The organism is Demequina phytophila, from assembly GCF_000971135.1.
GTDB lineage: Bacteria > Actinomycetota > Actinomycetes > Actinomycetales > Demequinaceae > Demequina > Demequina phytophila.
Genome location: NZ_BBLW01000002.1, coordinates 423,529 through 437,605 on the forward strand (window position 1 = coordinate 423,529; position 14,077 = coordinate 437,605).

The 14,077-nt window shown below is 71.6% G+C and carries 13 protein-coding genes; 6 read left to right on the forward strand and 7 right to left on the reverse strand.

Annotated elements, in window-relative coordinates; all coding sequences use genetic code 11:
• Positions 1-68: 68 nt before the first annotated feature.
• From AOM01_RS04715 to AOM01_RS04725, 3 genes are all read left to right on the forward strand, one after another.
• The gene (locus tag AOM01_RS04715) at positions 69-665 is read left to right on the forward strand and encodes a TetR/AcrR family transcriptional regulator (RefSeq protein WP_062289656.1); all 597 of its coding nucleotides are present in this window, start codon (positions 69-71) and stop codon (positions 663-665) included.
• A 104-nt stretch (positions 666-769) separates the two neighbouring features.
• The gene (locus tag AOM01_RS04720) at positions 770-1,687 is read left to right on the forward strand and encodes an NAD-dependent epimerase/dehydratase family protein (RefSeq protein WP_062289659.1); all 918 of its coding nucleotides are present in this window, start codon (positions 770-772) and stop codon (positions 1,685-1,687) included.
• Positions 1,688-1,856: 169 nt separating this feature from the next.
• Positions 1,857-3,284, forward strand: coding sequence for an HNH endonuclease (locus tag AOM01_RS04725; RefSeq protein WP_156155827.1), 1,428 nt, complete (start codon positions 1,857-1,859; stop codon positions 3,282-3,284).
• Positions 3,285-3,422: 138 nt separating this feature from the next.
• Here AOM01_RS04725 and AOM01_RS04730 read toward each other — a convergent pair whose 3' ends face one another.
• From AOM01_RS04730 to AOM01_RS04740, 3 genes are all read right to left on the reverse strand, one after another.
• A complete protein-coding gene (locus AOM01_RS04730) occupies positions 3,423-4,331 on the reverse strand; it encodes a carbohydrate kinase family protein (RefSeq protein WP_062289665.1) in 909 nt (302 codons plus the stop codon).
• The gene (locus AOM01_RS04735; RefSeq protein ID WP_062289668.1) at positions 4,324-5,355 is read right to left on the reverse strand and encodes a LacI family DNA-binding transcriptional regulator; all 1,032 of its coding nucleotides are present in this window, start codon (positions 5,353-5,355) and stop codon (positions 4,324-4,326) included. Before AOM01_RS04735 ends, AOM01_RS04730 begins: the two co-directional genes overlap by 8 nt.
• Before the next feature lie 70 nt (positions 5,356-5,425).
• Complete coding sequence (locus AOM01_RS04740; protein WP_082109982.1) at positions 5,426-7,156, reverse strand: glycoside hydrolase family 13 protein; 1,731 nt, start codon at positions 7,154-7,156, stop codon at positions 5,426-5,428.
• 179 nt (positions 7,157-7,335) lie between these two features.
• On the opposite strand from AOM01_RS04740, the gene AOM01_RS04745 reads away from it, so the two are divergent.
• The 3 genes from AOM01_RS04745 (at position 7,336) to AOM01_RS04755 (ending at position 9,687) form a co-directional block, all read left to right on the forward strand.
• Positions 7,336-8,070: a GTP cyclohydrolase II gene (locus AOM01_RS04745; protein ID WP_439645096.1), complete on the forward strand. Its 735-nt coding sequence runs from the start codon at positions 7,336-7,338 to the stop codon at positions 8,068-8,070.
• 80 nt (positions 8,071-8,150) lie between these two features.
• The gene (locus AOM01_RS04750; RefSeq protein WP_062289674.1) at positions 8,151-9,221 is read left to right on the forward strand and encodes a T6SS phospholipase effector Tle1-like catalytic domain-containing protein; all 1,071 of its coding nucleotides are present in this window, start codon (positions 8,151-8,153) and stop codon (positions 9,219-9,221) included.
• Positions 9,222-9,270: 49 nt separating this feature from the next.
• On the forward strand, positions 9,271-9,687 hold the full coding sequence (locus AOM01_RS04755) for a hypothetical protein (protein WP_062289677.1): 417 nt from the start codon (positions 9,271-9,273) through the stop codon (positions 9,685-9,687).
• Positions 9,688-9,708: 21 nt separating this feature from the next.
• On the opposite strand, the gene AOM01_RS04760 is transcribed toward AOM01_RS04755, so the two are convergent.
• The 4 genes from AOM01_RS04760 to AOM01_RS04775 form a co-directional block, all read right to left on the reverse strand.
• Positions 9,709-11,148 (reverse strand): basic amino acid/polyamine antiporter, encoded by a 1,440-nt coding sequence (locus tag AOM01_RS04760; protein ID WP_062289680.1) that lies wholly within the window; start codon positions 11,146-11,148, stop codon positions 9,709-9,711.
• A 94-nt stretch (positions 11,149-11,242) separates the two neighbouring features.
• Positions 11,243-11,926 (reverse strand): ZIP family metal transporter, encoded by a 684-nt coding sequence (locus AOM01_RS04765; protein ID WP_228374215.1) that lies wholly within the window; start codon positions 11,924-11,926, stop codon positions 11,243-11,245.
• A 49-nt stretch (positions 11,927-11,975) separates the two neighbouring features.
• Positions 11,976-12,449, reverse strand: a complete 474-nt coding sequence (locus AOM01_RS04770) for an acyl-CoA thioesterase (protein ID WP_062289686.1) — start codon at positions 12,447-12,449, stop codon at positions 11,976-11,978.
• A gap of 22 nt (positions 12,450-12,471) precedes the next feature.
• A complete protein-coding gene (locus AOM01_RS04775) occupies positions 12,472-14,046 on the reverse strand; it encodes a long-chain-fatty-acid--CoA ligase (protein ID WP_062289689.1) in 1,575 nt (524 codons plus the stop codon).
• Between the last annotated feature and the right edge of the window lie 31 nt (positions 14,047-14,077).

Sequence of the window (14,077 nt, forward strand, 5' to 3'; positions counted from 1 at the left end):
CTCACCGCCTCGTGAGCGGGCCCTCGCCACCCCTTGACGGAGTTAACAGTGTTAACTAGCGTGGCGGTATGGCCGTCGGCGTGCGCGAGCAGATCCTGGGGGCTGCGACGCGCCTGTTCGAGGAGCGCGGCGTGGACGGCTTCTCCATGAGGCAGATCGCCGCCGAGATCGGCTATTCCGCGACCACGATCTACCACCACTTCGACGACAAGGACGCGTTGATGCTCGCCGTCTGCGAGGACGGCTTCCGCGGCTTCGAGCGCGAGCTGGGCGCGGCCGTCGCCGGTGCGCCGGATGCCCCCGCCGCGCTCCGGGCGGCATGCGCCGCCTACGTCGACTGGGCGCTCGACCATCCGCTCCACTACGAGGTCATGTTCATCCGGCCGCGCGCGTGGGCGATCGGGTCGAACGTGCCCGACCGCGCCGATGGCGGCCGCGCCGATCCGCCCTCGTTCCAGGGGCTGATCGACCTCGCCGGCTGGGCGGCGCAGGCCGGGGCCGTGCGCGGCGAGGCGCGCGAGGTCGCCGCCCTGCTGTGGTCCGCCATCCACGGGCCCACGTCCCTGTCGATCAGCATGTCCGACCAGATCCAGGGCCTCGACCGTGAGGCCACTCGTCGCCGCGCCGCGGCGCTCATCGAGGCGGTGCTCGCCTCGCTCGCCTGATCCCCGGATCGGGCGTCACCCCTCCCGCCTGCTCAGCCGACGCATCGTCCCGAATTAACACTGTTAACCAAGCCGCTCCGGCGGCATGTTCAGGAGGTATCACCATGACTCGTCACGTCGTCCTCGGTACCGGCGCGGTCGGTGCCGCGCTCGTCCGCCGGCTTGTCTCCGACGGTCACGAGGTGACCGCGGTCAACCGCTCAGGTTCGCGGGGTCGCCTGCCCGATGCCGCGGCCCTGCGCGCGGGAGATGTCACCGACCGCGCGTTCCTCGACTCCGTGGTCGCGGGCGCTGCCGTGGTCCATCAGGTGACCCAGCCCGCGTATCACCGGTGGGAGGCGGAGTTTCCCGCGCTCCAGCGCGCGGTGCTCGGGGCGGCATCCCGGGCGGGCGCTGCGGTGGTGCTCGCCGACAACCTCTACGCCTACGGGCCGCCGGACGGCGTGATCGACGCGGCGACGCCGGAGCGGCCGACCACCCGCAAGGGCCGGGTGCGTGCGGCGATGGCGGCGGAGGCGCTCGCCGCGCATCGTGCCGGGCGGGTGCGGGTCGCGTTATCGCGGCCCTCGAACTACGTCGGGGACGGGTACGCGGTGATGGAGGAGCTGGTGTTCGGTCCGGCGCGGGCCGCGCGGGTGATGCGATTCCTGGGGCGGCTCGACGTGCCTCACTCGTGGTCGGCGCCTGCCGATGCGGCGCGGACCATGGCGGCCATCGCGGAGGCCGGCGCGTGGGGGCGGGCGTGGATCGCGCCCACGCTGGAGCCGGTGACCGCACGGGAGCTCGCGCGCCGCGTCTGGGCGGCCGCGGGGCGTTCCGGCGACCCGAAGGTCCAGGGACTTCGCGGGATGCCGATGCGGGTGCTCGGGGTCGCAGACCGTCGCCTCCGCGAGTCCGCCGAGATGATGTACGAATTCGATGAGCCGTTCGTGGTGGATGCTTCCGCGACCGAAGCCGCGCTCGGTGTCCGTGCGTCCGCCTGGGACGAGGTGATCGCGCGGTCGCTCGTGCGCGCTCACTAGCCCTTCTACTAGGCCATTCGCTGTTCTCCACATCCCTTTTGTCCTGATTGTCAGACCCCGGTGGTGTGATGGTCGTATGGATGCACCGCACCTGTTCGATGACTTGCCTGGTGGCTCTGGCGCCGGGTTCGCGTCGGCGTGTGTGGATGCTCGGGTGGCGGTGGGGACGATGCGGTCGCTGGCTTCCGTGGGCGGCTCGCCGGATGCGGTGGAGCGGTTGGGTGCGGCGGCGCAGGTGGCGCACGAGATGGATCTGGTCCTCGCGCGTACCGCGCGTGACATCGAGGTCCAGTCCGATGTGCCCGGGGGTGGGCTCGCGAAGCATCACGGCTTCCGCTGCGCGGCCGATCTGGTCGCCTCGCGCATGGGTACCCACAAGGCTGAGGCGGTCCGGCTGATCGAGATCGGTCGGGCGCTCGAGGAGCGTGAGAAGGGCGGCAAGCCCAAGCCTGATCCGGATGAGCCGAATCCGGGTGAGCCGGATCCCGACGACCCTGATGAGTCGAATCCTGATGACCCCGAGGACGAGGACGAGGACCGCGGCAAGGACGACCCGCAGCCCGTTCCGCAGGTGCGGTATCGCGCGATCGTGACAGAAGCCTTGGATGCGGGTCTGATCTCGGCGGACTGTGGCTCGCAGATCCTCATCATGCTCGACTCGCTGTCGGAGGACGTGACGGATGAGGCGAAGGAGGAGGCCGCAGCCGACCTCGTCAAGCGTGCCCAAGGGTTGGATTCGGGCAAGTTCGCCTCGATCGTGCGCGGTTTCAAGGCCGCGCTGGACGTGGAGCAGCATGAGCGCACGCTGGCCCAGAAGCGTCGGGAACGGTATCTGAAGATCTGGAACAACCGTGAGGGCATGGTCGAGCTCCACGGCGTGCTCGATCCTGAGACCGCCGCACCCCTGCAAGCAGCGTTGAGCAAGCGTGTCGGTGACGCGATTCACGCCAGCCGCAACACCCCCGGCGAGGATGTCCGCACCACCGAGCAGATGCGTGCCGACGCGCTAGCGGACCTCGCCCGTCACGCCCTGGGCTGTGAGACCACCACCGCCTTGTTCGGCACCACCACCGTCGTCGTCCGCGCCACCGCAGCCGACCTCGAATCCGGCACAGGTTTAGCTGAGGTCGACGGCTGTGCCACCCCGATCGGGATGAGCATCGCGTTGCGCATGGCCGCCACCGCGATCATCGTGCCCGCCCTCATCGGCGACAAGGGCGAGCTGCTCAAGCTCGGACACCGCATCTACCCGTTCTCACGCGCCCAACGCATCGCCCTGGGCGAGCGTGACGGCGGCTGCGCGAAGTGCGGAGCACCCCCGGCATGGGCAGAAGCTCACCACATCATCTTCTGGTCCCGAGGCGGCCCCACGAACCTGTCCAACGGGGCACTTCTTTGCTCCCACTGTCACCACGTCATCCATGATCAAGGCTGGCAGATCAGAGCCACCGACACCGAGATCTGGTTCATACCCCCAGCATCAGTCGACCCGACACGCACCCCCTGGCAAGGCGGACGAGCACGCTTCGGCACCCCCCGACCCTGGAACAAGAAGGCCACCACCCACAGCAATAGTTCCGGCACGCCACCCGAATAGCTCACCCGCCCCGCGGCGCCACCCCTCCCGGGCGGCGCCGCACAGGCACGTCCAGGCGGCCCTGATCCGCACCCGACGCAAGCGCCGCGAGGGCGTGGCACCGGCGCGGCGACGGCCGGCGCGGATGGGCCGGCGCTGCTAGCCCGACGTACGCGCCGCGCGCTCGAGCAGCGGTGAGAGCTGGCTGCTGGTGACCGCGCGCGCCGCTTGAGAGGCACCCACCTCGAGCGCCTCCCACAAGGCGTCGCCCCGGAGCTCGGCCGCGCCGCCCACCTGCAGTGCGTGCGACATCACCCCGGCGGCGAAGGCATCGCCCGCCCCGTTGGGGTCGACCACCGTCACCTGCGGCGCCTCGACGCGCGCGAAGGACCCGTCGGGTCCCACCGCGATCGCGCCGTGCGCGCCCAGCGTGCAGATGGCGAGCGTCTTGCCCTCGGCGATGAGCGCGCGCAGGTACGTCGACGGGTGAGTGATGCGATCCCCGTTCATCAGCACCACGTCGGCCGCCTCGACGAAGGGCCGGTGGAACGCCTGCTCGCCGTCGTAGTCGTGGACGTCCACCCACACCTCGCGCGCGAGCGCGGTGACCTCGGGGATGAGGCTCCGCGACAGGTCGGCGAGGTCCAGGAACACCGCTTGCGCGTGCCCGAGCGCCTCCCGCGCCGTCGCGCGTGCCCGCCGCATCTCCTCGTCGCCGATCGCCCCCGCCTGCTGCAGGTAGATCGAGACGCGCTCGCCGCGCGCCGACATGAGGTTGAGGTGACGCTCGGTGGGCCCCTCGGTCATGACCGCGCGGACGTCCACCCCGCACCCCCGGAGGGTGTCGACGAGGCCCTGGCCCGCGGCATCGTCCCCCTGGGTGGTGAGGAGCGTGGTGGCGACGCCGCGATCGACCAGGTGGAGCGCCTTACCGGCGGAGGTGCCACCCAACGCGGTGGAGGAGGACCGCGCGAACACCGTGTGCGGCTCGCGGCGCGGCAGCTCGTCGAGCTGCACGATCTGGTTCTCGCTCGTGGGTCCCACCACGAGCACGTCGAGCTCAGTCATGCCGTCCGGGCGCGACCGCCGTCGAGCGCCGCACCGTGAGGTCATAGGGGAGGCGCAGCGCGGGGTGCTGCTGCGAGGCCTGCGGGCGCAGCTCGGCGAGAAGGGTCTCGGCGGCGAGGCGGCCCTGCTCGACCGGCCGCTGGTCGACGGTGGTGAGCTCGAAGAACTGCCCGAGCTCGTGACCGTCGATGCCGATCACGCTCACGTCCTCGGGGACGCGCAGGCCCAGCGAGCGGGCGGCGAGGATCGCGCCGATCGCCATCTCGTCGGAGGCGGCGAAGATCGCGGTGGGCCGGCGGCGGGGGTCGCCGAGGATCTGCAGTGCGGCGCGGTGGCCGCCCTCGATGGTGAAGTCGCCCTCGAGTCGCAGCGCCGGGTCCACCGGCGCCCCGACCGCGGTGAGCGCGTCCTCCCAGCCCTGGCGGCGCCGCTTGGGGAGGTGGAAGTCGAGGTCGAAGCCCTCGGTACCACCGATGAACGCGATGCGGCGGTGTCCGAGCGACGTGAGGTGGGACGTGGCGAGCTCGGCGACGGCGCGGTCGTCGAGGCTCAGCGTCGTGACGCCCGCGAGCGGGCCGCCCAGGCCCACCATGGGCTTCCCGAGGTCGTGGATGCGACCCAGCTCCTCCTTGGTGAGCTCGAGCGACACCGCGATGAACGCGTCGACGCGCTTGCGTCCCAGGAACTCGTTGAAGAGGCGGCGGCGTCGCTCGGGATGACGCGTGGTGTCCTCGAGGTGGTAGAGCGTGAGGTCGTACCCGGCGTCCGCGAGCGCGCGGTGCGCCCCCTTCAGGACGTTCGCGTAGTACCAGCTGCCCAGGAACGGCATGACGATGCCGACGTTCCGCGTGCGCCCCGACGCAAGGGACGATGCGGTGGCCGAGGCGACGTACCCGAGCGAACGTGCCGCGTCCTCCACCTTCTGACGGGTGGCGGCGGAGACCGTGGACTTGCCGGACAGCGCGCGGGAGACGGTGGCCGTGGACACGCCGGCCAGCTCAGCGACCCCCTGGATCGTCGCCACCACGGCTCCTTCCGTCCGGTGCGCCGGTCCGGCCCGCTCCGGGGCCGGCCGGCGCCACTCTGCGGGAATCCTACTCGGGCACCCGAACCCAGACCGTCGCGTCGGCCGGCAGCATGCCGCCCTCGAGCTCGTGGGAGGCGACGAGCACCTCTCCCGCGACCGCGACGGGCTCGCCGCTGACGTTCGCGACCACGTGGACGTCCCCCACGCGGTGGGAGAGGACCCCGGCCGGCGCATCGTCCCACGTCACCGTGCCGGTGCCCACCCCGAGGCCCAGCTCGCGGCGCAGCCGCAGCGCGGCGCGGTACATCTCCAGGGTCGAACCCTCGGCGCCGAGCTGACGGTCGCGTGCGAGCACGCCGTATACCTCGGGCTGCGGCAGCCACGTCTCGCCGGCGGGGGAGAACCCGTACGCAGGTGCGTCAGCCTCCCACGGCAGCGGCACGCGGCAGCCGTCGCGGCCGTAGCGCTCGCCCTCGGTGCGGTGCCACGTGGGGTCCTGGCGCGCGTCGCCGGGGATGTCGATGGCCTCGGGAAGGCCCAGCTCCTCGCCCTGGTAGAGGTACGCGCCGCCGGGCAGCGACAGCATGAGCAGCGAGGCCGCCCGGGCGCGTCGGATGCCCTCGTCGATGTCGGGCAGGCCGGGGGAGTCCGGGCCCACGCCGTGGCCCTGCGGGGTGTCCTCGCCGAGCGCGAGGCGCGTGGCGTGGCGGATCATGTCGTGGTTGGACAGCACCCACGTCGACGGGGCGCCCACCGCGCCGAACGTGGCGATCGAGTCGTCGATCACCTTGCGCAGCGCCGCGGCGTCCCACGGCGTCTCCATGTAGCCGAAGTTGAACGTCTGGTGCATCTCGTCGGGGCGCACCCAGTTCGCCATGAACTCGAGCGGGTACACCCAGGCCTCGGCGGCGAGGATGCGGTCGCCCTCGTACTCGTCCACCACGGTGCGCCAGCGGCGCCACACCTCGTGCACGCCGTCCTGCGCCCAGTACGGCGACTTGGTGGCGGCGCCGCCACCCATCGACGCCTCCTCGTCCGACTGGACGAAGTCCGGCAGGCCGTCCGCCTTGATGAGGCCGTGCGCGACGTCGACACGGAAGCCGTCGACGCCGCGGTCGAGCCAGAAGCGCAGAGTGTCGTCGAACTCGGCCCGCACCTCCTCGAGCTCCCAGTTGAAGTCGGGCTGGGAGGTGTCGAAGATGTGCAGGTACCACTGGCCGGGGGTGCCGTCGGGCTCGTTGACGCGGGTCCACATGGGGCCGCCGAACACGGACTCCCAGTTGTTCGGGGGCAGCTCACCGTGGGTGCCCTTGCCGTCGCGGAAGATGTAGCGCTCGCGCTCGGGCGAGCCCGGGCCCGCCTCAAGGGCGGCTTGGAACCAGGGGTGCTGGTCGCTCGAGTGGTTCGGCACGATGTCCGCGATGACCCGCAGCCCGAGCTCGTGAGCGCGCGAAACCATCGCGTCGAAGTCCGCGAGCGTGCCGAACAGCGGGTCCACGTCGCGGAAGTCGGACACGTCGTAGCCGGCGTCCTTCTGGGGGGAGCGGTAGAACGGCGACAGCCAGATCGCGTCCACCCCGAGGTCCGCGAGCGAGTCGAGCCGGGCCGTGATGCCGCGCAGGTCGCCCACGCCGCTGCCATCCGAGTCCGCGAAGGATCGCGGGTAGATCTGATAGATGACGGAGGAGCGCCACCACTCCTGGTCGGGCGTGCGGGGGGCGGCGTCGGTGTGGGCCACGGTGTCCTCTCGGTTCGCGTCGTGCTCGGCTCTCGGGCACGAAGGAACCCGCGTGCGCATCGTCGGACTCGCGGGGTCACGCCCAATGTAAGCGGTTGCAGTTGTGTGGCGCAAACCGGCTCGGCCGGGCCCGTGAGACGTCCGGCACACGGGCGGGAATCCCGGGCCCCGACTGGTTGTTACGTCACCCATTCGCGCCCGCGCGCAACGGCGGGCGGGCGCGCAGACGAGGAGGACCCGTGACCGCGATCTGCCCCAGCCGCCGCCGCGCCGAGCGCGAGGCGACCCGCCCCGCCGAGCTCGCCGCCGCATCGTCCCCGGGCCCTCTCGACCCGCCCAGCGCCACCGTCCGCACCGCGGTGACCGTGCCGCTGAGGTTCCCCGACGGCTACGCGACCACCGGCCGCGTGGTGACCTTCGACGGGCTCGTGGACGGTCGCGAGCACCTCGCGATCGGGCTGGGCGACTGGGAAGGCGCGCTCGAGCGTTTCGCCGCCGGGGGAGAGGCGCCGCTGGTCCGCCCGCATTCGGAGTGCCTCACCGGGGACGTGCTCGGCTCGGAGCGCTGCGACTGCGGCCCACAGCTGCGCGAGGCGGTCGAGCGCATCGCCGAGACCGGCGGGTTCCTGCTGTACCTGCGCCAGGAGGGCCGTGGGATCGGGCTGTACGCCAAGCTCGACGCGTATGCGCTCCAGGACGCGGGGCTCGACACGTACGAGGCGAACCTCGCGCTCGGCCACGGCGAGGACGAGCGCGACTACGCGCCCGCCGCGCAGATGCTGCGCGCCGTGGGAGCGAACCGGATCCGGCTGCTGTCCAACAACCCCGACAAGGCCGCGCAGCTCGAGCTGCTGGGCGTCGACGTTGAGCAGCGCGTGCCCACGGGAGTCCACCTCACCGACGCCAACGCCCGCTACCTGGCCGCGAAGGTCGAGCACACGGACCACACCCTGACGCTGCCCGGCCTCCGCTGACGCCTCGCGCGACCGCCCCGCCTGGCAGACTGGCAGACGCGGGGCCCGCGCGGGTCCGTACGGGGGCCGAGGGAGGCGCGGTGAAGCGGATCGTCGTGTGCTGTGACGGCACGTGGAGCAAGGCCGACCAGGCCCGGCCCACCAACGTGGTCAAGCTGTACCGCGCGGTCCTGCCCACGGCGCCCGACGGCGTCGAGCAGCGTGTCCACTACCTGCCGGGCGTCGGGACGAGGCCCGGTGAGCGGATCCTGGGCGGCGTGTTCGGCTGGGGTCTCTCGCGCGAGGTCCGCGACGGCTACCGCGCGGTCGCCGAGGACTACGAGCCCGGCGACCAGATCTTCCTGCTCGGCTACAGCCGCGGCGCGTACACGGCGCGCTCCATCGCGGGGTTCCTGCGCAACGCCGGCGTGCTCCGACCCGAGCACCTGGGGCGGCTCGACGAGGCCTACGACCTCTACCGCGACCGCTCGCACGACAGCGCCCCCAGCGCGGCGCGCGCGGAGGAGTTCCGTGCCGCCTACTCGCACCCCGACCTCGAGATCGAGTTCGTCGGGGTGTTCGACACGGTCGGATCGCTGGGCATCCCCGGCTCCTCGATCCCCGTGATCAAGTGGTTCAACCGGCGCTGGAGCTTCCACGACACCACGCTGTCGAGCAAGGTCCGTGCCGCCGCGCACGCGCTCGCCATCGACGAGCAGCGCACCGCGTTCGCGCCCACCCTGTGGGACAGGCCCGACCGCGACCCCGCACAGGTGCTCGAGCAGGTGTGGTTCGCCGGTTGCCACTCCAACGTGGGCGGGGGCGGCGGCGCGAACACCGGGCTCTCCGACATCGCGCTCGGGTGGATCGCGCACATGGCCACGCGCAGGGGGCTCGCGTTCGGGGACGATGCGTTCGTCGCGGGCCACCATGTCGCCACCGGGGCCTCGGGGACGGCTCCGTACGCGCCCGACTCGATGGCCGACTTCACGGACTCGCGCAGCGGGCCGTTCAAGCTGTGGGCGCCGTTCGTGCGGCCGCTGCTCGCCGCCAAGGACGGCAACGAGACGCTGTCCTCGACCGCGGTGGCCCGCCACGCCGCGCGCCCCAACACCAAGCCGCAGAACCTCATCGACGCGCTCGCGGGCGCGCACCGCATCACCGAGGTGTGAGCGAGGCGCTCGACTCTGGCAGACTCCCGCCATCGGAGAGGGGTGAACGGTGCTCGGTCAGATCGTGAGCGGTGTTCTCGCCGGCACTGCGATGGACGGCTTGTTCGGCTACTGGACGCGGCGCGGCATGGCGGCGGACGCCTTGAGGCTGCAGCGCAAGGGCATCCTGCGGGGCTCGATCCGAGCCGTCGACGGCCGGCTCGGCAAGTTCGGCGACATGTGGCTCTCCACGGACTGGCAGGTGTCGCCCGGCCGCATCCACGTCGGCTCGACCACCGTGGTCGTGGAGAGCGTCGACCGCGCGATCCGGCGCGCGAGGCTCGGCGAGTTCGAGCACCCGTCCGTTGAAGACATGGTGGTGCTCACCGTGCGCGGTCCCGGCCCGACTGTCGAGGTCGCGATGCACGTCGACCAGGAGGACTGGTTCCGCGCCACGGTGGCGCCGCCCGCCGCCCCTCCCCGCTGAGCACCGCCGAGGCCCCGCGCCTCAGATCGCCAGCCACCCGGTCGCCAGCCCGACCACCCCGACCAGCGCCGCCGCGAGCGAGACCGCGAGGATCACCGCCTCGCGCGCGCTGAACCAGCGGCGCCCCTGCTCGCGCCGCACCATGATGAACAGGATCGACGCGGGCGCGTAGATGATCGAGGACACGAGCACGAAGTCGAGCCCGGCGGCAATCAGCAGGAACACCACGTACGCCGTGGCCAGCACCCCGAGCGCCAGCTCACGACGTCTCTCCCGCGCCTCGACCCCGACGGTGCCGTAACCGTCCCGCTGCGCGGCTATCTTCAGCAGGTAGCCCGCCGCGAACAGGAACGGGATGAGCGACAGCGCGCTCGTGAGGTCCACCACGAAGTTCACCGCGTCCGCGGACACGAGCACCACCAGCAGCATCGCCTGCGACAGCACCGTGGTGGTGAGCAGCGCCGCCACAGGCACGTCCCGGTCGGACTGCCGCGCGAGGAAGCGGGGCATGTCGCGATCCTTGGCGGCCACGAACAGCAGCTCGGCGGCGATCATGGTCCACGCCAGGTACGCCCCGAGCACGGACACGATCAGCCCCACCGAGACGAACACCGAGCCCCACCCGCCGACCGCCGCCTCCAGCACGCCCGCCATCGACGGCTGCCTCAGCTGCGCCATCTCGGAGGCGGGCATGATCCCGTAGCTCACCATGGTCACGGAGGCGAAGATCGCGAACACGCTGAGGTAGCCGAGCACCGTCGCGCGGCCCACGTCCTTGCGCCGGCGCGCGTGCCGCGAGTACACGCTGGCGCCCTCGACACCCAGGAACACGAACACCATCACCAGCATGGTCGCGCGCACCTGCGCGAACAGCGCCACGTCCGACGGCCCCGCCATGTTCTCCGCGAACACCTGCGGGTCCACGTAGAACAGCGCGATCACGATGAACACGAGGATGGGCACCAGCTTCGCGAGCGTGACGATCCGGTTGATCGCGGCCGCCTCGCGCACCCCTTGACGCACCAGCAGGTAGAAGCCCCACAGCCCTGCGCTCGAGAGCAGCACCGCCAGCACCGTGTCGCCCTCGCCGAGCGCCGGGAACAGCCCTCCCAGCGTGGACATGATGAGCACCCAGAAGGACACGTTGCCCACGCACGTGGTCGCCCAGTAGCCGAACGCGGAGAAGAACCCCAGGTACTCCCCGAAGCCGGCTTTCGCGTATGCGTAGATGCCGGCGTCGAGGTGAGGCTTGCGGTTCGACAGCGCCTGGAACATCAGCGCGAGCGTGAGGGTGCCGATCCCCGCGATGGTCCACGCGATGAGCGCGCCCGACACGCCGGTCGCCTCCGCGAAGCGGCCCGGCAGGGTGAACACGCCGGCGCCCACCATGGTGCCCACCACCATCGTGGTCATGGTGAGCAGGGAGAGCTTGACGGGCGCGCGCTCGGCGGTCTCGCTCATGCGCCCTCCTCCCGTCCCCTCGAAACCTAGCAAGTCCAGGGACGATGCGCGGGGTGAGGGGTCGCGCGGACGTCGCCCGCGCATCGTCCCCCCGTCAGGATGCGGCGAGCGTGAGGCCGAAGCCCACCACCGCCCAGATGCCCGCCGCGATCCGTCCCTTCTCGTACGCGAACGGGATCATCGACGTGGTGAGCATGGCGATGAGCGCGCCGGTGGTGAGCGCCGCGAGACGCGCGCCGTTGACGGACCCCACGGCGTCGGCGACGCCGTAGCCGATCGCGGAGGCCGCGCCCGCCGCGACCACCACCGAACCCCACAGCAGCAGCTGCTTGCGGGCGGGCCAGCCGCTCGTCCGCATGTCCGCCGCGGGCGGCAGGGCCTGCGGGATGTTCGACACCCACACCGATACCGCGAGCGCGGGGCTCACCAGCCCGGCGACCATCTGGATGCCGAAGATGAGCGACTCGGGCAGCGCGTCCACGATGTTGCCCACCACGATCCCCATGGCTCCCGAGGACCCGAAGCGGCGCTCCACGAGCGTGTCCGCGATGACGTAGACGAACCCGCCGACCAGCAGCCAGATGCCGATCTCGCGGTTGCCGAGCGACGCCTGCGCCTCGGGGACCAGCTGGAACGCAGCGGCGGCGATCAGGGCGCCGGCACCGAGCCCGGCGAGCTGGCCGACCGCGCGGTCGGCCAGGGTGAACCGGTAGACCACCAGACCGGCGAGCAGCAGGGACGACTGCGCCGCCACGCCCACCAGCAGAGCCTCGATCACGTTCTCACGGTAGGGCATCCGCGCTGGTGGGGCGCGGGATCGCGGAGGGTCACACCCGTGCGGGTGCGCCCCGCATGACCAGCGGCTCGTCGAGCAGGCCCGCGTACGCCGCACGCTCCGCGTCCGTGAGCGAGCGCGGGCGCTGAGTCTCGGGGTCCAGGTACACGAGCGTGGTGACCACGCGCGCGTACTCCTCGCCGGTGGTCGCGCGCAGCACGTGGTGGATCTCGCAGCTCGCCCGGCCCAGGCGTGCCGCCCAGATGTCCACCACGACGGGTGCGGGGGACCACGTGAGCTGGCGCACGTACTCGACCTCGTGGCGGGCCACCACCACGGGCGCGCGGCCTCCGCGCGTCACCACGCCGCCCGCGTCCGTGCCCGAACCCAGGGCCCCCCGGATGAGCGGGTGGAGCGCTCTGATCCGCACCTCCTCGAGCAGAGTGAGGTACGCGACGTTGTTCACGTGGCCGTTGGAGTCGATGTCCGCCCACCGCAGCTCCACCGGGACCGTCAGCCGGGGCATCCGGGCGACCGCCGCATCGTCCCTAGACGGCGACGGACGCGCGGTCCGCCTCGCGCAGGGAGACCTTGTTGACCTTGCCGGCGGCGTTGCGCGGCAGCGCCTCCACCTGGACCAGCGCCTTGGGCTGCTTGAAGCGGGCGAGCCGGTCGCCCAGCCAGGCCTGCAGGTCAGCGATGTCGAGCGTCTCGCCCGGCCGCAGCACCACGGCGGCGACAGGCACCTCGCCCCAGCGGTCGTCGGCGCGGCCGTACACCGCGGCCTCGACGATCGCGGGGTGGGCGAACAGGGCGTTCTCGACCTCGGCGCAGTACACGTTCTCGCCGCCGGAGATGATCATGTCCTTGAGACGGTCGACCACCCACACGAAGCCGTCGGCGTCCTGACGGACCAGGTCGCCCGAGTGGAACCAGCCGCCCTCGAAGGCCTGCGCGGTCTCGGCGGGCTTGCGCCAGTAGCCCTTCATGAGGCTCGGGCCCTGGTACACGATCTCGCCCACGGCGCCCGGCTCGACGTCGCGGAGGTCGGCGTCGACGATCCGGTACTGGACCGTCGCGAGCGGCCTGCCCACGGACCCGAGGTGGTGGATCGCGTCCTCGCCGCGCAGCGCGCACGTGATGGGGGACATCTCGGTCTGACCGAACACGGCGACGTTGAGCGCGTCGGGGAACGTCTCCGCCATGGTGCGCAGCAGCGTGTCCGAGGCGGGTGCGGCGCCCCAGCTGATGACGCGGAGCTTGAGGTCTCGCTCGCGGATGCCGGGGACCGCGCAGATGGCCTGCCACTGCTGCGGCACGTTGAACACGATGGTCGCACCCTCGCGCTCCCACGCGTCGATGATCTCCTCGGGGTTGAACGCGCCCAGCGGGTGAAGCACGGTCGGGATGCCGACGATGAAGTTCGCGCCGATGGATCCGAGGCCCGCGATGTGGAACAGCGGGGCCGTGAGGAAGGAGACGTCGGACTCGTCGAAGATGTTGTTGACGCGCAGCACGGTGAGCGACTGCGCGGCCATGTTGAGGTGGTCGAGCATCGCGCCCTTGGGCTTGCCCGTGGTGCCGGACGTGTACATGATCAGGCACGTCGTGTCCTCGGCCACGTCGGGCGCGGTCCAGTCGCCGACCGGCTCCGCGAGGAGGTCGGCCATCGCCTCCTGGCCCTCGCCGGCCTCGCCGATGACGATCACCCTCGTGAGGCGGCTCGTGACCTGCTGCGCCGCCGCGACGAGCGGGGCGAGGGGTTGGTCGACCACCACGATGTCGCCGTCCGCGTCGTCGATGATGTAGGCGAGTTCGGCGGGGGAGAGCCGGATGTTCATGGGCACCGCGATCGCGCCGAGCCGGTTGATCGCGAACACCGTCTCGATCACCAGCGGGTGGTTGAGGGTGAGCATGAGCACCCGGTCGCCCGCGCGGACGCCTCGGCGCTGCAGCGCCGCGGCGATGATGTCCATGTGGGTCGCCACGTCGCTCCACGTGGTGACGGTGCCGCGGAACTTGAACGCGGTCGCGTCGGGACGCATCGCGGCGTGCGTGAGGACCTGGTTCATCCAGTGGTTGCGGCGGACTGCGGTGGGGATGGCGGACGTGGCCTCGCTCATGACATGCACCTCTTTGTAGACGTCGAGCTGT

Coding starts and splice junctions, on each gene's coding strand:
- AOM01_RS04715 (WP_062289656.1), top strand. CDS start 69: ATGGCCGTCGGCGTGCGCGAGCAGATCCTGGGGGCTGCGACGCGCCTG.
- AOM01_RS04720 (WP_062289659.1), top strand. CDS start 770: ATGACTCGTCACGTCGTCCTCGGTACCGGCGCGGTCGGTGCCGCGCTC.
- AOM01_RS04725 (WP_156155827.1), top strand. CDS start 1,857: ATGCGGTCGCTGGCTTCCGTGGGCGGCTCGCCGGATGCGGTGGAGCGG.
- AOM01_RS04730 (WP_062289665.1), bottom strand. CDS start 4,331: ATGACTGAGCTCGACGTGCTCGTGGTGGGACCCACGAGCGAGAACCAG.
- AOM01_RS04740 (WP_082109982.1), bottom strand. CDS start 7,156: ATGCGCACGCGGGTTCCTTCGTGCCCGAGAGCCGAGCACGACGCGAAC.
- AOM01_RS04760 (WP_062289680.1), bottom strand. CDS start 11,148: ATGAGCGAGACCGCCGAGCGCGCGCCCGTCAAGCTCTCCCTGCTCACC.
- AOM01_RS04770 (WP_062289686.1), bottom strand. CDS start 12,449: ATGCCCCGGCTGACGGTCCCGGTGGAGCTGCGGTGGGCGGACATCGAC.
- AOM01_RS04775 (WP_062289689.1), bottom strand. CDS start 14,046: ATGAGCGAGGCCACGTCCGCCATCCCCACCGCAGTCCGCCGCAACCAC.